We start from the raw sequence: 17,203 nt of genomic DNA, 5'->3' as shown, positions 1-17,203 counted from the left end.
GGAATCCATTTCCCCCTGAAGCATCGCTTCAAACATGGGACCGAAGATATCTTTGATTGCGTCCTGCATATCTTCTACATTTTTGCAGTCATACTTCTCCAGGATCGCCTTAGCGATTGCCACTGTTTTAGGGTCTCTTTTTCTTCTTGCCATAAGCGCTGTACTCATAATCCTTTCATTCCTTTCGTTTTAGAATACCGCACTTTACATAAAAAATAAATTTCTGGGGCAGAGACAGACACGGAATCCCTAAAACTCGGTTTTTCATTTTTTATCTCTCTTTGGGTCTCATTTTCATTTTTCTGGATTTTCCGACAAAAAAAGGCCCCAAGATACTTTGAATTGTATCTTGGAACCTCTTTTTATAATGAACTATCCTTTTTTAACCTTTTTTATGTCCAACTTTACGGACATTTGGTCGATTTTAATTGGGACGTTGACAGACTACATAGCCCCCATCTGCTTAGCTACCTCAGCAGCAAAGTCCTCGTTCTTCTTCTCCAGACCTTCGCCGGTCTCGAAACGTACGAACTTCTTTACCTTGATGGAAGCGCCGTTAGCCTTGGCTACAGTTGCAACATACTGGGAAACGCTCTGCTTGCCGTCTTCTGCCTTTACATAAACCTGATCTAACAGACAGGTTTCTTTCAGTTCTTTGTTGATACGGCCCTTTACCATGCCCTCAATGATCTTGTCGTTGGCATCCGGCTTCTCATTCTTTGCTGCAGCTGTAAGGATTTCTGTCTCTTTTGCGATGTATTCAGCGCTCACTTCGTCTCTGCTGGTAAACATTGGCTTTAAGGCTGCTGCCTGCATAGCCACGTTCTTAGCCATATCCTTAATGTCATCGTTGACAACATCTGTCTCTACGTCTACCAGAACACCAATCTTTCCGCCTGCATGGATGTAGGATGCGACAAAGCCATTTGCCTCCTCAACCTGCTCAAAACGACGGATGTTCATGTTCTCGCCAATAATGGCAATCTGGGAAGCAAGTGCCTCCTTTACGGACAATGTCTCGTCCTTAGCCCATCTCTCCTCCATGAATGCATCTAAATCCTTAGCGGAAGTGGTAAGCGCCTGTGCTGCAACATCTGCAACATATGTCTGGAACTTCTCGTTCTTGGCAACAAAGTCAGTCTCAGCGTTAACCTCTACGATAACAGCCTTCTTCTCATCAGCAGCTATTGCTGTTGCTACGATGCCTTCTGCTGCAATACGTCCGGCCTTCTTGGCTGCTCCGGCAAGTCCCTTTTCCCTTAAGAACTCTACTGCCTTATCCATATCTCCGTCAGTAGCTGCAAGAGCTTTCTTACAGTCCATCATTCCGGCACCGGTCATCTCTCTTAACTCTTTTACCATTGCTGCGGTTACTGCTGCCATTTCATCTTCCTCCAATTTTAAAGTTTTAATTAAGCCTCAACAGCCTCTGTCTCGAAAGCCTGGGCAGGAATCTCGATTTCCATTGCGCCCTCTAAAACTTCGCCCTGCTTTGCTTCGATAACAGCATCAGCCATCTTGGAAACAATCAGCTTAACGGCTCTGATGGCATCATCATTGCCAGGAATTACATAATCCAGTTCTTCCGGATCACAGTTAGTATCAACAATACCGATTAACGGTATACCCAGTGTGTGAGCTTCCTGTACGCAGATGTGCTCCTTCTTCGGGTCAACGATGAAGATTGCATCCGGCAGTCTCTTCATGTCCTTGATTCCGCCAAGGTTTCTCTCTAACTTGTCCCACTCCTTCTTCAGGGCGATTACTTCCTTCTTAGGAAGAACATCGAATGTTCCGTCCTGAGACATGGTCTCGATTTCTTTCAGTCTGTCAATACGGCTCCGGATGGTCTTGAAGTTGGTCAGCATGCCGCCCAGCCATCTCTCATTTACAAAGTACATTCCGCAGCGCTCTGCCTCAGCCTTGATGGCTTCCTGAGCCTGCTTCTTGGTACCTACGAACAGGATGGTACCGCCGTCTGCAGCAATGTCAGATACAGCCTTGTAAGCCTCATCTACCTTGCCTACGGACTTCTGTAAGTCAATGATATAGATACCGTTTCTCTCGGTATAGATGTATGGAGCCATCTTAGGGTTCCATCTCCTTGTCTGGTGACCGAAATGTACACCAGCTTCCAATAACTGCTTCATAGAAATTACGCTCATGTTATTTACCTCCATTTGGTTTTTAGCCTGCTCCGTCGCGTATGGGAGTTCAGGCTCTTCCGCCTGCTTCTGACACTTCCCGGAAGACCTGCCAAACTACTGGCCAGGCACCGTCCCGCAGAATCCACAGACGTGTTTTTTGTCAGCCTTTCAAATATATCACAAAATATGGCAGCTTGCAAGCACTTTTAGTAAGTTTTCCTGCAAACTGCCATATATATTTATCTGACTCTTTATTACCCGGCTATCCGTCATCTGCTTTTTATCCGGCTGTCTGATATCTACTTTAAATTTGAGTTGGATGCCTTGATTGTCTTCAGTTCATCAAACACCACGTCATTCAGGACCTTGATATAGGTTCCCTTCATGCCTGAGGATCGGGATTCAATGACACCGGCGCTCTCAAACTTACGGAGCGCATTGACAATCACGGAGCGGGTAATACCCACGCGGTCGGCAATCTTACTGGCTACCAGGATGCCTTCGTTTCCGTCCAATTCCTCGAATATGTGGATGATGGCTTCCAGTTCAGAGAAGGATAAGGTGCTGATGGCTGATTTTACAATCTGCACCTTTCTGGTCTCCTCAGCATTCTCCTCATTAACAGAACGCATCATCTCCAGGCCTACCACGGTGGTTCCGTATTCGCTTAGTATGATATCGTCAATATCATACTGGGAATCCGACTTGTAAATGAAAAGAGTGCCCAGCCTCTCTCCTGCTATATCTATGGGAGTGATGATGGCCTGATACTTCTTTACGTTCTCCTCAGCAAAGCCAAGGGTGGCAAGATTCACGTTCTCCTTGGTGGACAAAACGCTTAAAAGACGTTCGTTCAGCATCTTATCCACGTAACCTCCGACCTGGTCTTCGATAAGTTCCTCTATCTCATCAACCCCAGAACAGATGCTCACCCCCAGAACCTTGCCCTTCTTGCTGATTACCAGGATATTGGATAACAATATCTCACTTAAAACTTTACAGATGTCATTGAAAACAACTTTATGTGAATTATTGTTATGCAAGAGTTTGTTGATTTTTCTTGTTTTGTCCAACAATTGAACACTCATCTCCGAAAGCCTCCTTATCCAAATTGTATATCACCCAAAAATACTCTACTAATAATAGAATTTTAACACAATTTTTAAGCAATAACAAGAGTTTTTTGAAGTTTTCGATTATTTTAATATTTTGATATTTTTCCTCTTTTGTTTTTACAAATTTTTCTATTTTTCAGTCTTATCCATGCGGTAACCGCAGGTCTCACCGGCACACAAAAGCTTATTTCCCTTCTCTACCATATAAGAACCGCAGACAGGGCATTTCTGGGTGGAAGGTTTCTGCCAGGACATGAAGTCACAGTCAGGACTGGCCTCGCATCCATAGTAGAGACGTCCCTTCTTTGTCTTCCTGCGCACCAGCTCCTTACCGCACTTTGGACATGGAATCCCGATTTTTTCAAGGTAGGGCTTGGTATTCTTGCACTCCGGAAATCCGGGGCATGCCAGGAACTTGCCGTGAGGACCGTACTTAATCACCATTTGGCGTCCACACAGGTCGCAGGCCACATCGGATACCTCATCCGCAATCTTTACGGATTCCAGCTCCTTCTCAGCTGTCTTAACCGCCTCATCCAGGTCAGGATAGAAATTGCTGACAACGGTTTTCCAGGCAACGGTACCGTCTGCCACTTTATCCAGCAGGGATTCCATATTGGCTGTAAAGTTAGGGTCTACGATGCTTGGGAAGGAGTTCTTCATGATGCGGTTTACCACATCCCCCAGCTCCGTCACATAGAGGTTCTTATTCTCCTTTACCACATATCTTCTGGCAATGATGGTGGTTATTGTGGGCGCATAGGTACTTGGACGGCCTATGCCCTGCTCCTCCAGCGCCTTTACCAGGGATGCCTCCGTATAATGAGCCGGAGGCTGGGTGAAATGCTGGCTTGGGTCCAGACGTTCCAGCTTAAGGATGGTTCCCTTTTCCAGGTTGCCAAGAACCTGATTTTTCTCTTCCTCATCGTCCGCTTCCACATAGACAGACATAAAGCCTTCAAAATCCAGCTTGGAAGCCGATGTGGTGAACAGGTGGCTGCCCGCCCCAATCTTTACGGAGGTGGTCTCATATACGGCCGGCGCCATACGGCTGGCTGTAAATCGCTTCCAGATTAACTGGTACAGCCGGAACAGGTCTCTTTGCAGTGATTCTTTTACAATGGCAGGAGTCAATGTTATGTCAGTGGGACGGATGGCCTCGTGGGCATCCTGTATCTTAACGCCCTCCTTCTTAGCCTGGCTTCCCTGAGCAACATATTTCTCGCCGTAATGCTCCTTTACAAATGCCCTGGCCGCTGTGTCCGCCTCGTCTGCGATTCTGGTGGAATCCGTACGCAGGTAGGTGATAAGACCCAGTGTTCCCTTGCCTTTTACCTCCACGCCTTCATAGAGCTGCTGGGCCAGACGCATGGTCTTTTGTGTGGAAAAGTTAAGTACCTTGGAGGCTTCCTGCTGAAGGGTACTGGTTGTAAACGGGATGGGAGCCTTCTTCACCCGCTCCCCTCTCTTTACTTCCTCCACCTCGTAACTGCATCCCTCTAACTGGCTCAGAATCTGATCCAGTTCCTCCTTGTTGCGGATGACTGCCTTACCGCCCTTGGAATCCCTGGTCCCATAATACTTTGCCGCAAGAGGCTTCTTATTCCCCTTCAGGAGAAGGTCCGCCTCCAGATTCCAGTATTCCTCGGGAATGAATGCATTGATTTCGTCCTCACGGTCGCAAATCATCCGCAGAGCAACGGACTGTACACGACCTGCGCTTAATCCTCTCTTGACCTTTGCCCACAAAAGAGGACTAATCCGGTAACCCACCATACGGTCCAGCATCCTTCTGGTCTGCTGGGCATTCACCAGGTTCATGTCAAGCTCCCTGGGGGCCTTGAAGGAGGCCTTTACCGCGTTTTTCGTAATTTCATTAAAACTGATGCGGTAAACACCCTTGCTCCTAAGTTCATCCAGCTTAAGAGCCTTCATCAGGTGCCATGAGATGGCCTCTCCCTCTCGGTCAGGGTCCGTTGCCAGATAAATCTTGTCTGCCTTCTTCACTTCCTTGCGCAGCTTGGCCAGAACGTCCCCCTTTCCTCTGATTGTAATGTACTTGGGCTCATAGTCATGTTCCGCATCAAATCCCAACTGACTCTTCGGAAGATCCCTGACATGGCCTCCCGATGCATCCACCTCATAGTTGGCGCCCAGAAACTTCTTGATGGTTTTCACTTTTGCTGGTGACTCCACAATTACCAGATAATTCGCCATTGTAAAACTCCTTACTCGCTGATCATTTATTTTCACAAAATGGAGACACACACCGGCGAATGCCGGAGGATATCCAAAATACTGACACTTATGTGATTGTTTTCATGTAGTTCTGCCCTGATGTTCTCACCGCAAATCCTTCCAATTCCAGCTCCAGAAGGGCGCTCATACAGCGTCCCGCCGAAAGTCCTGTCTGTACCATAATCTGTTCCAGATGTCTGGGTTCGGAATCTAGGCAACTATACACCATTTTTTCAATCTTGGCAAGTCCCTTCTCGTCTTTTTCACGGTTAATACACTTTTTTTCGTGGAAAATGCCCATATAGTCCAGCACATCCTCAGGGCTGGTCAATATCCCTGCACCTGACTGTATGAGCTCGTTGCACCCTGCACTCAGGGCGTCCGTAATCCGGCCCGGCAGTGCAAATATCTCTTTCCCCTGTTCCAGCCCCAGGCTGGCTGTTATGAGGGAACCACTTTTCTTTCGGGCCTCCATTATCAAAATTACGTCGGAAAGGCCGCTTATGATACGGTTGCGCATGGGAAAATTCCTGGCCAGAGGTTCCTCATCCGGCCCAAACTCGGAGAGAATGCCTCCCTGGGCCGGAATGGCTTCATACAGATAATAATTGCTCCTGGGATAACAGATGTTCACTCCGCACCCAAGAACCCCATATGTCCTGCCCTTTCCCTTCAGGGCTCCCTCGTGTCCGGCCCCGTCTATGCCAAGCGCCAGACCGCTGACAATCTGTACACCGGCTTTTGCCAGCTCCCTACCCATGAATCCGGCGGCCTGCCTCCCGTACTCCGTACAGTTCCTGGCCCCTATGATGGCTGCGGTGGGACATTCCTCATCCGGCAGCTCTCCCTTTACATAAAGTCCCATGGGATAGTCATAAATATGCAGAAGCCGTTTCGGATATTCCCTGTCAATGGGCGTTATGAAACGGATTCCCTTCTCCTGTAAATGGTCATATTCCCGGACCATGCAGGAAAACCGTTCCTTCCACCGGTCATACGTACGGCATTTTTCCTCGCTTTGTAAGATTCCCAGTTTCTTTAATTCCATTCCTTCTATATAATATGCCTTCTCAAAGCTTCCCGCCATCTCCCATATGCGCCGTATGGTCACTGCCCCAAAGCCCGGAATACGGGTGAGCCAGTACAGATATTCTTTTTCAAGTTTTTGGACCCGCGCCATCCCCGGGCCGGAATCTGCGTTCCTGTTTGAATTCTGTTCCATACCGTTCCCTATCCCCATATCTTTTCCTCCAGTCCCCCGTATCCCAATGCTTCAGCCAGATGTTCCTTTTTTATATCCCTGCTGTCCTCCAGGTCGGCAATGGTCCTGGCAACCTTCAGCGCCTTATGGTACCTTCTGGCACTGAAGCCTCCTGATTCGTAAATCCGTTGGGCAAAAGCCTTCTCCTCAGGTCCCAGGCCGCAATGCCGTTCTACCTCTTTCATGCCCATGCGGCTGTTAAAACGTATCTTGGTGCCCGAAAACCGGCGTTCCTGACGTTTTCTGGCATACTCCACCCGCTGCCGTATGGATGCCGAATCCTCATTTTCTCCCTGAGCCGGGTTCAATTCCCCAAAGGTTACAGGAGACGCCTGCGCGCAGATATCAAACCGTTCCAGTATGGGCCTGGATATATGCCCCAGATATCGTTTAATCTGATTCTCCGAACAATTACAGCGGTTCCTGTCCGGATAAAATCCGCATGGACACAGGTTCATGGCAGCTACCATCATGAAATCTGCCGGAAATTCATAATTTCCAGACACCCTTGTCACCGTGATTTTCCGTTCCTCCAAAGGCTGTCTCAGTATTTCCACCGCGGAACGGCCAAAATGGGGCAGCTCATCCAAAAAAAGTACGCCGCCCGAAGCCAGAGACAGTTCTCCGGGCCTGGGAGGAACACCTCCTCCTGCCAGCGCCCTGGCTGTTATGGTGTGGTGAGGGCTCCTGAAAGGCCGCTCAGACAGAAGGGGACGCCCTGCCGGCAGGAGTCCGCAGATACTGTAGATTCTGGATATCTCTATGTCCTCCTCCCGTGTCAGGGCAGGCAGGATGGTGGGGATTCTTCTGGCAATCATGGTCTTACCGGTTCCGGCGCTGCCGGTCAGAAGCAGTCCGTGCATGCCTGCTGCCGCCACCTCCGCTGCCCTCCGCAATATGGCCTGCCCGTTGACCTCCCTATAATCCAGTCCCCCTTCCTTCTGACGACAGTCCTCCGGACGGTGAAGCGGCGCACGGCACGGCTCCATGGAAACCGCGCCCTTAAGAATACCTGCCATATGGCTCAGAGACTCCACTCCCACCATGTCTACGCCCTCCATCACCAGGCCCTCCTCCACATTTTCCAATGGCAGGAAACATCTTCTGATACCATTCTCCCTGGCCATGGCTGCCAGGGAAAGCACCCCGCTTACAGGTTTCACCCTGCCGTCCAGACCCAGCTCTCCAATTACCATGCTGTCCTTCAGCACATCCGTACCCACAATCTGAAACGCGCCCAATATGGCAACCGCAATGGGAAGATCATAGGCAGTGCCCCCCTTTCGTATGCCTGCCGGAGACAGGTTTACAGTTATCTTTTTAGCCGGGAGACGAAATCCCGAATTCTTAAGGGCTGTCCTGACCCGTTCCTGAGACTCCCTTACCTCTGACGCCAGCTGTCCGGATATGGAAAATCCCGGAAGTCCGTCAGCCACATCTGCCTCCACCGAAACCAGGACTCCTTCCACAGCCCATATACCTCCGCTGTTGATTTGTGTAAACATCCATCCGCCCCTTTCACCTTGTTCTCTTAACTATAATATACTTTCATGAATCAGTGGAACTTTGGCACGATACCGTACCGGATTTAAATATAAGACAGGATAGGAAGAACCCTATCCTCTTGAATGAAAGATATAATTACTATACTAAAGGGGACGCAAAATTACAAGGGGCAATATGGACTGTTTTCCATGACTGTTTTCCATGGGACTATCAGGGACTGCTTCCCACTGCTCCATCCTACTTTTGGAACTCCGTCATATAAGGCCGGAAACGCAGGGGCAGATGGGCTCTCTGGCATACCGGATTATGGCGTTCCCTGATGGCAATGGTATCGCAGAACATACGCCACATGTCCTCATAAGTCTCCTCGTCTGTCCTCTCCTTAAGCCAGTGGCTCCACCCCCGGTCGCTGCCCTCCTGTTCCGGTTCAAGGGGCTGGTTTACCAGAAACCAGGAACAGCCTGCCGGATGGACTGCCGCCCTTTTATGGTTCTCATCATAAATGACCCAGTTTTCCTCCGGAAGCCGGTCTGCAAAGTGAGGGGCCAAAAGGGTCATGATATCGTTCTTCGGACCGATACGTGACACCAGTATGCCTCCAGGAGTCTCTGAAAAGCGCAGAAACTCTGTCAGGAGATGATTCTCATTGTACACATTCCGGCACAGCCCGAATAAGTCATAGCAGGCCGGAAGCTGAAGCATGTCCAGCACCGACGGGCCGTGGCGAAAGGCCTGTATCAGAAACCTGTATATCTTATCTGCCCGGTTCCTGTCCTGGCTCAGAGAGGCAGTGTACACCTTCCTGTATACCTCCTGGGAGAGCTTAGCGCACACAGAACGGATGACTTTCTCCGCCTTCTCCGGGCAAATCTGTAAATCCCTGTACTCCGCAAAAAGCTCCAATTCCTCATATTCTCCCTTTACGGCCAGCCGGACATTCCCATGACCGGCCGGGTCCGCCCAGGCATCATATACGCCGCAGAGAATCCCCTCAAGCCAGGGTTCGCACATATAAACCGTCATATCGCCCACCTCCTGTATCCTTACAAGCTTCCCGTCACCGAAGCATAATAGTCATCGCCTGTCACCGGCATCTCCAGATGCATGTCATCAAACAGGGTTAGCTGACGAAAGCTGTCCCTGTTCTCAATGTCCCAGGCTTTGCGCCGCTCATCCCCCACAAGACAGGCTGTGATATAGTCCTGGTCCAGCCTGGCTCCTTCCATCATGCGACCTTTGCAGGTGATGAAATATCTGGCACGTTTCAGGACCACCCCCATTTTCTTTAAGTCCTCGAACTGAATTCCGCCCTGCTTTCTGGCATTCACAATCCTCTGGGCCGACTTTACCCCGATGCCGGGGACCCTGAGAAGATCCCCGTAGGAAGCCCTGTAGATTTCCACCGGGAACTGCTCCAGATGGCGCAGTGCCCAGTCGCACTTGGGATCAAGGAATACATTGAAATTCGGCTGTTCCTCTGACAGCAGCTCCTCTGCCTTAAATCCATAGAACCGGAGCAGCCAGTCCGCCTGATATAGCCTGTGTTCCCTTAACAGAGGAGGTCTGGCTGTCACGGAAGGCAGGCAGCTGTCGTCGTTGACCGGCACATAGGCGGAATAAAAGACCCTCTTAAGGCCGTAATTCTCATACAGAGCCTGTGTGACAGCCATCATCTGGTAATCATTCTCCGGGGTGGCCCCCACAATCATCTGGGTACTCTGACCCGCAGGCACAAAGGGAGTTTTGGCATACTGAGAGTCGGGAAGGTGCCTTCTTCCTCCCCCAGCCCTCTGCCTGTCATTCTGCCCATCCCCCGGACAATCCTGACCGCTGCCGGATAAACCATGGTTTCCCAACAAAAAGGCACCTGACTGCACCAGCTCCGGACGAATCAGAGCGGCGCCGCCTGCAAAACCGGCCCGCTCCGTCGCATAGGGCTTCTTAAATTCCCTGTCATATCCCAGGAGGTGGCTGGACACCGCAATCCCCTGCTGCACCTGACGCATGGGCTTTAATATCTTATCCCTGGTCTTACCGGGAGCCAGGTTCTTAAGTCCCTCGGCCGTGGGAAGCTCCAGATTGATGCTCATACGGTCAGCTAAAAAGCCCATCCGCTCCACCAGCTCAGGGTCAGCCCCCGGTATGGTCTTCACATGGATGTATCCGTTAAAATGCCACTGGTTCCTGAGCTTATGCAGGGTCTCGTAAATCAGTTCCATGGTGTGATTGGCGTTATACAGAATGCCCGAACTCAGGAACAGGCCCTCAATGTAATTCCTGCGGTAAAATTCAATGGTGAGCTTACACACCTCATCCGGCGTAAAGGCAGTCCGCACCACATCATTGGAACAGCGGTTCACACAATATTTACAATCATAGATACACTGATTGGTAAACAGAATCTTGAGAAGGGAAATGCATCTGCCGTCCGCTGAAAAACTGTGGCAGATTCCGGCCTCTGAAGTGTTTCCTATGCTGCCTGCCTTTCCCTTTCTCCTTACCCCGCTGGATGTGCAGGCCACATCATACTTGGCTGCATCCGTAAGTATCTTTAACTTTTCCTGAACGCTTAAATTCTCCTGTATCAACATGATATCACCATCCGGAACATATGTTTGTTCTGATAGTATAGCACAGAACAGAGGTAAACGCAATTGAAAATCAGAACATTTGTTCCTTTTTATTTATCATATCGCAAAGAGACCTGCAGCCGTCCCCGCCATATCATATGACGCGAATCCGGCCGCAGGCCTCTTAAATATGGGAAAAATCAATGAAACATCATTCTGTCCGGGATTTATCTTTAATCCCTGTACCCGTTGGGATTCATGGACTGCCATTTCCAGGAATCAGCACACATCTCCTCGATTCCCTTCTCCGCCACCCAGCCCAGCTCACGCCTTGCCTTGGCTGAATCGGAATAGCAGGTTGCCACGTCACCTTCCCGGCGGGGCTGAATCTCGTATTTCAGCGTCTTGCCGCAGGCTTTCTCATATGCATGGAGCACATCCAGCACACTGTAGCCCACTCCGGTTCCCAGGTTGTAGATGCTGACACCCTCTTTATCCTGCAGCTTCTGCACTGCCTTTACATGGCCCTTTGCCAGGTCCACCACATGGATGTAATCTCTGACCCCGGTACCGTCCGGCGTGTCATAATCATCGCCAAATACATTCAGATGGTCCAGCTTCCCCACTGCCACCTGGGCAATATAGGGAACCAGGTTGTTGGGGATTCCCTTGGGATCCTCCCCAATCAGTCCGCTCTCATGGGCGCCGATGGGATTGAAGTAGCGCAGCAGCACTACGTTCCACTCCGGGTCCGCTGTATGTAAATCCGTCAGAATCTGCTCCAGCATGCCCTTGGTCCGTCCGTAAGGATTGGTAATCTCTCCCTTGGGGCAGTTCTCAGTGATAGGGATTTCAGCCGGGTCTCCGTACACGGTAGCGGAGGAACTGAATACGATATTCCTGACACCATGGCTGCGCATCTCATCGCAGAGAATCAGGGTGCCTGTGATATTATTGTGATAATACTCCAGAGGCTTGCGCACGGATTCTCCCACTGCCTTAAGGCCTGCAAAATGGATGACCGAATCAATTTTCTCCTTGTCAAACACTTCCTTAAGGGCCGGCTGGTCCAAAAGGTCCGCCTCGTAGAATTTCACCTTTTTGCCTGTTATCTTCTCCACTCTCTCCAGTGCCTTCTCGCTGGAGTTATAAAGGTTGTCTACTACAACCACATCATAACCCGCTGTCAGCAGTTCCACACAGGTATGGCTTCCGATATAGCCGGCGCCACCAGTCACTAAAATAGCCATGGTATCTCCTCCTTACGAACAATTGATTGCTGCAAAAAGGCGGAACAGGTTAAGCTGTCTGACCGTTCCGCCTGTTATGACTAGTATAAATGGAAAGCTGTCATAAAACAATGCACAATTCTTCTATCTTTTTATAATATTTTTTGGATGACACCCCTTAACCGTGTTTTGCAAACTCTGCCCGTATCTTCTCTATGGCCTTTTTCTCAATCCGGCTCACATAAGAACGGGAGATGCCCAGCTTGCCGGCAATCTCCCGCTGGGTATGCTCCTTCCCACGGTACAGCCCGTAGCGCATCCCCAGAACCGTCTTCTCCGTCTCCGTCAGACAGGACTCAAAGGCCTCATAAAGCTCCTTTACGTCCTGTTTTAAAATCATGATATCCAGCGTCTCTTTATTGTCCATCTCTATCACATCCACCAGACTGACGGTCTCGCCGTCCTTGTCTACTCCGATGGGCTCAAAAAGGGACACTTCCTTGGAATACTTCCTGCTGGCTCGCAGAAGCATCAGTATCTCATTTTCCACGCATCTGGCTGCATAGGTGGCCAGTCGTGAGCCTTTATCTACGTTAAATGTATTCACTGCCTTAATAAGGCCTATGGTTCCCACGGACAGCAGGTCCTCAATGTCGTAATCAGAGCCCTGATACTTTTTTACCACATGGGCTACCAGACGCATATTATGCTCAATCAGCATATCTCTGGCAGACTGGTCGCCCTCTTTGCAGCGTTCCAGATACTCTTTTTCCTCTCCTGCTGATAATGGTTTCGGAAAAGTCTTCAAAGAAAGCCACCCTGCATATTCTTAATCTTATTCTATGCGAGGGCAGCTTGCCAAGTGCTTTTACAAGTTTTTATTGGCTGGTACTATTTTCCGAAGCTATGACGAACAGCTCCTTTAGCTTCTTCCGGTCCAGGCTGTGGTTGTACACAAGGGCCTCATAATCCAGTATCGTGTCCTGATACGGACAACGCTCCGACTCTGCCTTGGCCCAGCAATAATAGGTTCCCTCCCTGTCATAGCAGCCCAGGAAATGGACCACCGGAAGATCCTCCTTCATGGCAAGCAGGAACCGGTTATAGGGCGTCATTTCAAGATTGGCCCTCCACAGGACCTCGGAGGACAAATAGACCGCCCCAAGACGCCCCATGTCCTCGGAAGGCATGCTGTAATTGGTCCATATAATGAAGGGGGTCTCGTACCACATGAGATGGTCCTGCACCGGAACCTCAGAACTGGGCATGCCGGCTATGTCATCGTAAAATTCATCCTCCACGCTGGGCTGGTGATCCCCGAACATGACAATCATGGTTGGCTCGTCCATCCGGCTGAAATACTCCACCAGGTACTGGAATGCCTGGTCCGACCGCTTCATGAGGGACAGGTACTGGTCCGTTTTTGGATATTTTCCCTCGTACTCGCCGGTAAGCCATACCTCCTGTTCAAAATTATCGTAGGTCCCCACATATCCGCCGTGGTTCTGCATGGTCACATTGAATATAAACAGCTTGTCCTCAGGATTTTCCTTGGCTTCCACCACCTGAATCAGCTTCTGGTAATCCGCCTGATCGCTTACATAGTTGCGCAGTTCCTCGCTGCCCTCGTAGTTATCCTGGTCCAGGAACTCATCAAATCCCATATTCTGATAGCATTCCACCCGGTTCCAGTTTTCTCCGGGATAAGGGTGCATTGCCACGCTGTAATACCCCTGGTCCTTCAGGGTGCTGACCATGGAACAGGTACCTGGCTTTACATTGAACTGGTAGGCAATGGAGTTGGCAGGCAGCAGGGCCATGGAGTCCCCTGTAAGGAACTCAAACTCGGAATTGCTTGTCATGGAACCGAACACGGGCATGCAAAGGCTTCCCTTGACCGTATTTTCCTCCAGGCTGTCCATGAAGGGGAAATATTCTGTATTGGTGGTAAAATCACCTGCCGTCTTAAGCTCTGACAGGCTCTCGTTCATAATGCATATCAGATTGACCGGTGTCACAGGCTGCCCGTCCTCCGGCCGTTTTTCCGGGCTCCCCGGATAGGACTGGCCATTTCCCGGTTCCGTATATATACTTTCCTCCTCCAGGCGGTTATATATCTCCTTAAGCCTGGCGCTGCTGTAGCCCTGGGGCGGCTTCTTTACCACATACTGAAAGGAGACCGCAGTGGACAGCACATAGCCGTATTCCTGGTATGTCCCGTTGATGGCCCACATGTTGATGCCAAGCCCCCAGGAAGGGACCAGACAGGCGAAGAACCAGGCCCCATAGCCCGCTATGGACGCAGCGATTCCCCCTCCCACTGCCAGGCGAAGCCTCCAGCCCCTGACCCGGCGCGGCGTGAACCACAGGAACACGTTCATGAGCAGAAGCAGGACAAAAGCCGTTTTCATCTGATGGGTGATGAAAAATTCATAGTTGCCGGATACGGTCATGGCTGTCCTGAATGCCATCACATCCCACAGCATGATGGGGCGTCCCCTGAAGGCCACCACAAAGGTCTCTGCCAGGGAAATGACATAGAGGACACAGGAGGCCGCGGGCACAGCGATTCTGGTCCTCCCCATGACGGCAAATAAAGCCAGATACAGCACATAAATCCATCCTATGTTCAGAGCAGCCATATAATAAGGAACCGTGTCCAGGTTCCCCGTGACGTACTCAAACATAAAGTATGACACCACTGGGGCCATTAACAGACTCACGGTTCCCACTATATACCATATATATTTTATAATCTTTATCTTATTTTCTTTTGTCACCATTGTCGCCTTTTTGTTAGAATTTTGTTAATAATTTTTAATAAACTTATCCTAACATAAAGGATTTAATGATTCAAGAGTTAAATGCTTCCATACAAAACAGCCACCGCTGTCTGTCGATGGCGGCACAGGCAATTCCGGCATATGTTGTTTTGGGTATGGATTACCCGCATCATATCCCCGCAGAAGGCATATCCCAACACGGTCAGAACCATGGGGCTTTCCCTTTTATGGGATTTGCCGCCGGCGAAGTCTTTTCACTTTATAAAACGATTAGTGGTGGAACAGACGGATTCCCGTAAATGCCATCACCATTCCATACTGGTTGCAGGTCTCGATGACCTGGTCGTCACGGACGGAACCGCCGGGCTGCGCCACGTATTTCACGCCGCTCTTGCTGGCCCTGTCTATGTTGTCCCCAAAGGGGAAGAAGGCGTCGGAGCCCAGGGCCACGTCTGTCATGGTGTCCAGCCAGGCCCTCTTTTCCTCAGCGGTGAATACAGGAGGCTTTACCTTGAAGGTCTTTTCCCATCTTCCGTCAGCCAGTACATCCATGTAATCATCTCCCATATAGACATCAATGGCATTGTCCCTGTCAGCCCTCTTGATGCTGTCCACAAAAGGAAGGTTCATTACCTGGGGAGCCTGGCGCAGATACCAGTTGTCCGCCTTGCTGCCTGCCAGACGCGTACAGTGAACCCTGGACTGCTGTCCCGCGCCGATGCCAATGGCCTGTCCGCCTTTTACATAGCATACGGAGTTGGACTGTGTGTATTTCAGGGTGATGAGGGAAATCATCAGGTCAATCTTGGCAGTATCCGGAAGTTCCGTGTTCTCAGTGACAATATCCTCCAAAAGGTCCCTGTTGATCTCCAGGTTGTTATGCCCCTGCTCAAAGGTAATGCCAAACACTTGCTTGCGCTCCAGGGCCTCCGGCTCATAATCCGGGTCAATCTGGATGACATTGTAATTACCGTTTTTCTTGGACTTAAGGATTTCCAGGGCTTCCGGCTCATATCCCGGAGCGATGACGCCGTCAGACACCTCGCGCTTAATGATTCTGGCCGTGTCAGCGTCGCACACATCGGACAGAGAGATAAAGTCCCCGAAGGAGGACATGCGGTCTGCTCCCCTTGCCCTTGCATATGCGCTGGCCAGAGGTGAGAGTTCACCCATGTCATCCACCCAGTAAATCTTCCTCAGCGTCTCGTCAAGAGGCAGGCCCACGGCTGCCCCGGCAGGAGATACATGCTTGAAAGAGGCGGCTGCCGGGAGTCCTGTGGCTGCCTTCAGCTCTTTTACCAGCTGCCAGCCGTTTAACGCGTCCATGAAATTGATGTAGCCAGGTCTGCCGCTCAGTACTGTGATTGGAAGCTCCCTGTCCCCTTCCATGAAGATTCTGGAAGGCTTCTGATTTGGGTTACAACCGTATTTAAGTGCCAGTTCTTTCATAATGATACCTCTCTCCTTATTTGTTTTTATTTACGATTCTTGTCTCATATGTGCCGGCGGCAATATCGATAAAACGCACGAACAGTGACACCTTGTTGTCCTCATTAAGGCTGTTCCAGACCAAATCCGTAAAGGCATCGATGTCCCCGCTTATGCCCACCTTCTTAGGCTCTCCCTCAAAGCTGGGAAGAGGATTGCCGTCATGCATGTAGGTGTGGATGAAACGTCCCTCTCCCGCCGCCGGTGACTCGTAGGCATAGGTGAAGCGCAGGCAGGAATCCGGATTTGTGCTGTCGCTCTTTAAAATGGACATGGCATAGTTATAATTGCCGTTTTCAATGTGCATGATGCCGGAGATTCGGGGTGTGTAGTTAGGCGCATCAGGCTCGAATTTTCTGCATCTTAAGGACTGCTCAAAGGTCATCTGGTGGTCCATTCCATCGTAGATGGTATCGGTCTGGTCTCCGTTGGTCACAATGGTCTTGTTTCCAAGGACCCGTACAGGGGCATATATAATCAGGCTTGGGTCCTCCAGCCTGGCGGGGTCGAATGCCTGGGTACGGATTCCTTCCCCATCCTCCACAAACACACGGTTGCGGCTGTTGGCGCTTCTGCCCATGATAAAATAGGCGGTTACTGCCTTTGTTCCATCTTCAGAGCGCCCGATGACGATTCCCCGTCCGGGATAAGCATTGCTTTTCAGTTCCTGTTCCAGTGACATCTGATTCATACTGATTCCTCCATTCGGCTTAATAGGTTTCTGAAACTTAAAAGAGCCGGCTCCCGGACACGCAAAAAATATGCATGCCCAGGCGGTCGGCTCAAAATAGTTCATGGTACTGCGTGCTCCCTGTGGTTGCTCCACTATCCGCCAGTCACACGCCCTACTATTAATATATATCTTT

The 17,203-nt window shown here is 50.2% G+C and carries 14 protein-coding genes, 1 pseudogene and 1 riboswitch; of the genes and pseudogenes, 1 reads left to right on the top strand and 14 read right to left on the bottom strand.

What is annotated here, in order from left to right; translation table 11 throughout:
- From G614_RS32520 to G614_RS0106940, 12 genes and pseudogenes are all read right to left on the bottom strand, one after another.
- Positions 1-153 (bottom strand): annotated as a pseudogene (locus G614_RS32520) (IS256 family transposase); the annotation flags it as partial.
- A 291-nt stretch (positions 154-444) separates the two neighbouring features.
- Positions 445-1,383 (bottom strand): translation elongation factor Ts, encoded by a 939-nt coding sequence (gene tsf / locus G614_RS0106990; protein WP_027641387.1) that lies wholly within the window; start codon positions 1,381-1,383, stop codon positions 445-447.
- A 29-nt stretch (positions 1,384-1,412) separates the two neighbouring features.
- Positions 1,413-2,165 carry a 30S ribosomal protein S2 gene (rpsB, locus tag G614_RS0106985; RefSeq protein ID WP_027641386.1) on the bottom strand — a complete coding sequence of 251 codons (753 nt, stop codon included), beginning with the start codon at positions 2,163-2,165 and terminating at the stop codon, positions 1,413-1,415.
- 281 nt (positions 2,166-2,446) lie between these two features.
- Complete coding sequence (codY, locus tag G614_RS0106980; RefSeq protein WP_027641385.1) at positions 2,447-3,235, bottom strand: GTP-sensing pleiotropic transcriptional regulator CodY; 789 nt, start codon at positions 3,233-3,235, stop codon at positions 2,447-2,449.
- A gap of 156 nt (positions 3,236-3,391) precedes the next feature.
- Positions 3,392-5,479, bottom strand: a complete 2,088-nt coding sequence (gene topA, locus G614_RS0106975; protein WP_027641384.1) for a type I DNA topoisomerase — start codon at positions 5,477-5,479, stop codon at positions 3,392-3,394.
- A gap of 88 nt (positions 5,480-5,567) precedes the next feature.
- Positions 5,568-6,740: a DNA-processing protein DprA gene (dprA, locus tag G614_RS0106970; RefSeq protein ID WP_027641383.1), complete on the bottom strand. Its 1,173-nt coding sequence runs from the start codon at positions 6,738-6,740 to the stop codon at positions 5,568-5,570.
- Positions 6,731-8,266 (bottom strand): YifB family Mg chelatase-like AAA ATPase, encoded by a 1,536-nt coding sequence (locus tag G614_RS0106965; RefSeq protein ID WP_027641382.1) that lies wholly within the window; start codon positions 8,264-8,266, stop codon positions 6,731-6,733. Before G614_RS0106965 ends, dprA begins: the two co-directional genes overlap by 10 nt.
- Before the next feature lie 238 nt (positions 8,267-8,504).
- Positions 8,505-9,290: a TIGR03915 family putative DNA repair protein gene (locus G614_RS0106960; RefSeq protein ID WP_027641381.1), complete on the bottom strand. Its 786-nt coding sequence runs from the start codon at positions 9,288-9,290 to the stop codon at positions 8,505-8,507.
- 20 nt (positions 9,291-9,310) lie between these two features.
- Positions 9,311-10,858 carry a putative DNA modification/repair radical SAM protein gene (locus tag G614_RS0106955; protein WP_027641380.1) on the bottom strand — a complete coding sequence of 516 codons (1,548 nt, stop codon included), beginning with the start codon at positions 10,856-10,858 and terminating at the stop codon, positions 9,311-9,313.
- 212 nt (positions 10,859-11,070) lie between these two features.
- Positions 11,071-12,087, bottom strand: a complete 1,017-nt coding sequence (galE, locus tag G614_RS0106950; protein ID WP_027641379.1) for a UDP-glucose 4-epimerase GalE — start codon at positions 12,085-12,087, stop codon at positions 11,071-11,073.
- 157 nt (positions 12,088-12,244) lie between these two features.
- Positions 12,245-12,874 (bottom strand): RNA polymerase sporulation sigma factor SigK, encoded by a 630-nt coding sequence (gene sigK, locus G614_RS0106945; protein ID WP_027641378.1) that lies wholly within the window; start codon positions 12,872-12,874, stop codon positions 12,245-12,247.
- 70 nt (positions 12,875-12,944) lie between these two features.
- Positions 12,945-14,849 carry an LTA synthase family protein gene (locus G614_RS0106940; protein ID WP_027641377.1) on the bottom strand — a complete coding sequence of 635 codons (1,905 nt, stop codon included), beginning with the start codon at positions 14,847-14,849 and terminating at the stop codon, positions 12,945-12,947.
- 65 nt (positions 14,850-14,914) lie between these two features.
- On the opposite strand from G614_RS0106940, the gene G614_RS31140 reads away from it, so the two are divergent.
- A complete protein-coding gene (locus G614_RS31140; RefSeq protein ID WP_155245028.1) occupies positions 14,915-15,148 on the top strand; it encodes a hypothetical protein in 234 nt (77 codons plus the stop codon).
- Here G614_RS31140 and G614_RS0106935 read toward each other — a convergent pair.
- Complete coding sequence (locus tag G614_RS0106935) at positions 15,120-16,298, bottom strand: phosphoribosylaminoimidazolecarboxamide formyltransferase (RefSeq protein ID WP_027641376.1); 1,179 nt, start codon at positions 16,296-16,298, stop codon at positions 15,120-15,122. The genes G614_RS31140 and G614_RS0106935 overlap by 29 nt on opposite strands.
- 16 nt (positions 16,299-16,314) lie before the next feature.
- Positions 16,315-17,028 (bottom strand): IMP cyclohydrolase, encoded by a 714-nt coding sequence (locus G614_RS0106930; RefSeq protein WP_027641375.1) that lies wholly within the window; start codon positions 17,026-17,028, stop codon positions 16,315-16,317.
- Positions 17,029-17,097: 69 nt separating this feature from the next.
- A riboswitch (ZMP/ZTP riboswitch) is annotated at positions 17,098-17,187 on the bottom strand.
- Positions 17,188-17,203 lie beyond the last annotated feature (16 nt).

Source organism: [Clostridium] clostridioforme AGR2157, assembly GCF_000424325.1.
In the GTDB taxonomy this organism is placed as follows: domain Bacteria; phylum Bacillota; class Clostridia; order Lachnospirales; family Lachnospiraceae; genus Enterocloster; species Enterocloster clostridioformis_A.
The sequence above is the reverse complement of the archived record's forward strand: the minus strand, read 5'-3'. Positions and strand labels throughout refer to the sequence as shown.